Here is a 2,975-nt window from a genome sequence, read left to right on the forward strand (position 1 = left end):
GCGGGTCTTTCGCGAACCAGGTCGCCTTAGACTCAAACCGTCAACGCAACACCAAGCAATTTATGGTGGAGGTGGACGATGGCTAAGATTGGCCGGCCCGGACTGCCGCCGGAGGAACGGCAGCGGGTCTGGGATATGTGGAAGGCGGGGTCGTCGATCAGTGAGATCTCGCGATCGGTCGACTCGCCGCCGGGTTCGGTGTTTTCGATCCTGCGGCCCAAGGGCGGGATCTATCAGTCGCCGCAGAAGCGCCGGGCGGGGACATTGAGTCTGTCCGATCGGGAGGAGATCTCCCGCGGTCTGGCGGCGGGCGACTCGTACCGCCAGATCGGTCGCCAGCTGGGACGGCCTGCGTCAACGATCAGCCGAGAAGTCGGGCAGAACGAGGGTAGGGAGCGCTATCGCGCCATCGACGCAGACGACCGCGCCTGGCGCCGGGCCCGGCGTCCTCAGAAGCCCAAGCTGGCCACGAACCCTGTACTGCGAGGCTACGTCGCTGCACGCCTGAAAGAGGAATGGTCTCCGGAACAGATCGCTGGTCGGCTGAAGAAGCAGTACCCAGCCGGGTCGCGGATGCTGATCTCGCACGAGGCGATCTATCGGTCGCTGTACATCCAATCCTGGAATGTGCTGGACAAGTCGTTACAGAAGCAGTTGCGCACCGGCAGACCGATTCGTCGCGCGGTCAGCAACACCACCTCCGGCCAGTGGCGCTCGCAGATCAAAGACGCCGTGTCGATTGATGCCCGTCCAGACGACGTCGCGGACCGCGCTGTTCCAGGTCACTGGGAAGGCGATTTGATAATCGGATCGGCGCAGTCCCAGATCGCCACGGTCGTGGAACGCTCCAGCCGCTACACCTGCTTAGTCCAGGTCGACTCACGCCATGCGTCCTCTGTTACTGAAGGACTGTGCCGGGAGCTGTCGGCGCTCCCGGAGACGATGTCTCGCTCCCTGACGTGGGACCGCGGCATGGAGCTGGCCGGACACAAAGACGTCGCCGCCGGCACCGGGATCAGCGTGTACTTCGCCGACCCACACTCGCCCTGGCAGCGCGGCACCAACGAGAACACCAATCGCTGGCTTCGTCAGTATTTTCCGAAGAAGACAAGCATGAACGGCTACTCCCAGGCTGACTTGCACCGAATCGCGGAGAGATTGAACAACCGGCCCCGGAAAACCCTCGACTACGACACTCCCGCCGAACGCTACGCCGCCCTGTTGCATTGACGATTTGAATCCAAGGCTACTTTTTTTGCGAACTCCACCTCCATCCGGGCGTGCTTCACTTCTTCGCGAAGGCGCTCGAGTTCCGCCCGCTCGTCCTCATTCAACGGGCGGTCAGACTCACCGTTTCCCTCGTCTCGAGTCTTCTTCACCCATTTCCCCAACGTCATCTCGTGAACGCCGATACTGCGTGCAACTTCGGCGATCGCACGGCCATCATCGATGACCAAACTTACCGCGTTGGCCTTGTACTCGGCAGTGAAGCTCCGACGAGTAGATCCCATAATCCGCTCCCTCTATCTTGGGGGAACTCACCGCTCATCACCGGGTGTCCACCAGAGCGGGAACGGTCCACTAGCACCCTGCGACACCCCGCGCGTCCCCACCTGCGCGCCCGTCCGTCCCCGCCCCTCGCGAGCACGGGCGGGGGCCCGCGTCTTCGCGGGAAGGGCCCGGCCGGGACCGACACGTGACCGGGCCCGGCATGTTAGGGACGCGTTTCGGATAGCGGGGTTCTGCTGATCGGGTAGCGAGAGGACGAGCATCGGGTAGCGCCGGTCGGGGGCATCCAGCGACTTCGGGTCCGATTTCGGCCGGGCTCATCGATGCCGCCTGCCCGGGCCGTGACGCCGTACGCGGCAATCGTCTTCGCCGGCCGCCGCGATCTCCCGCCGCGAGCACACGGCGACGATCTCGCTGAACCTATGCCCGGTCGGCGCCAACGTCATGGTGGCCTTGTAGGCGGCCACTCAGGCCTGATCCACCGAGGGAGAGTGGGGTGTGAGCGTGGCGTAGGGCGAGGTTTCCCTTCTGGGCAGGGAGAATGGTGGTTACTGAAATCGCCAATCGTCCCCCAGAAGGGTCACCTCGCGAGTGAAATCCTCTCACACGATCTGTCCGGTGTTCGATGATGCGAACCTGGTGTCGGAGTCTGGTCTGGTGCCGACGAAGCGGTTGGCCGAGTCGGCCGGTCTGCATGGTCTTCTGGACCTGCGGCTGAGCGTTGCTTCGCCGAACGCGGCGGCCAAGGCCTCGAGCGTGGTGGGCGGGATGCTCGCCGGCGCTGACAGCATTGACGATCTAGATCTGTTGCGCCACGGCGGGATGGGGCGGTTGGTCTCCGGCGTGCGTGCCCCGTCCACGCTGGGCACATTCCTTCGCTCGTTCACTCAACGGGCACGTGCAACAACTCGATGCCGTCGGCGCAGCGGTGCTGGCGGGGCTGCAAGCACGAGTGCCGCGGCTTGTGGCCGGTGGCGGTGCCGGCGAAGAGCTCACATTCATCGATGTCGATGACACTGTGCGCGAGGTCCACGGTTACGCCAAACAGGCCGCCGCCTACGGCTACACCCGGGTGCGCGGTCTGAACATCCAAGTTGCCGCACTGAGCACCTCGCAGAGTGCGCCGGTGATCGCCCGGGCGCGACTGCGCAAGGGCAACTCGGCCTCCGCGGCGGGGGCGGGCCGGCTGCTGGCGCAGTCGGTCAACACCGCCCGGGCCGCGGGGGTTCGTGGCCAGATTTTGTGCCGGGCGGACTCGGCCTACTACGGGTGGGCGTTCGTGGGCACCGCCCTGCGCCACCAGGTGGGGTTCTCTGTCACCGCCCGGATGGATCCCAAGGTCAAAGCCGCGATCGCCAGCATCGAAGAGAAAGCCTGGAAGCCGATCGCCTACCCCAACGCCGTCTACGACCAGGCCGAGCAGCGCTGGATCTCCGACGCCGAGGTCGCCGAAGTGCCGTTCGTCG

The 2,975-nt window shown here is 65.0% G+C and carries 3 protein-coding genes; 2 read left to right on the forward strand and 1 reads right to left on the reverse strand.

The annotated features are described in order from the left end of the window. Positions 1–78: 78 nt before the first annotated feature. A complete protein-coding gene (locus AYO52_RS15210) occupies positions 79–1,230 on the forward strand; it encodes an IS30 family transposase (protein ID WP_067719219.1) in 1,152 nt (383 codons plus the stop codon). Here the strand turns inward: AYO52_RS15210 and AYO52_RS17955 are convergent. Beyond that, positions 1,209–1,511, reverse strand: coding sequence for a transposase (locus AYO52_RS17955; RefSeq protein WP_082924072.1), 303 nt, complete (start codon positions 1,509–1,511; stop codon positions 1,209–1,211). The genes AYO52_RS15210 and AYO52_RS17955 overlap by 22 nt on opposite strands. Before the next feature lie 896 nt (positions 1,512–2,407). On the opposite strand from AYO52_RS17955, the gene AYO52_RS18750 reads away from it, so the two are divergent. Continuing rightward, a partial coding sequence (locus AYO52_RS18750) for a transposase (RefSeq protein ID WP_216635340.1) occupies positions 2,408–2,975 on the forward strand: 568 nt, incomplete at its 3' end.

The sequence above is a fragment of the Dietzia sp. 111N12-1 genome, assembly GCF_001658045.1.
Taxonomy (GTDB): domain Bacteria; phylum Actinomycetota; class Actinomycetes; order Mycobacteriales; family Mycobacteriaceae; genus Dietzia; species Dietzia kunjamensis.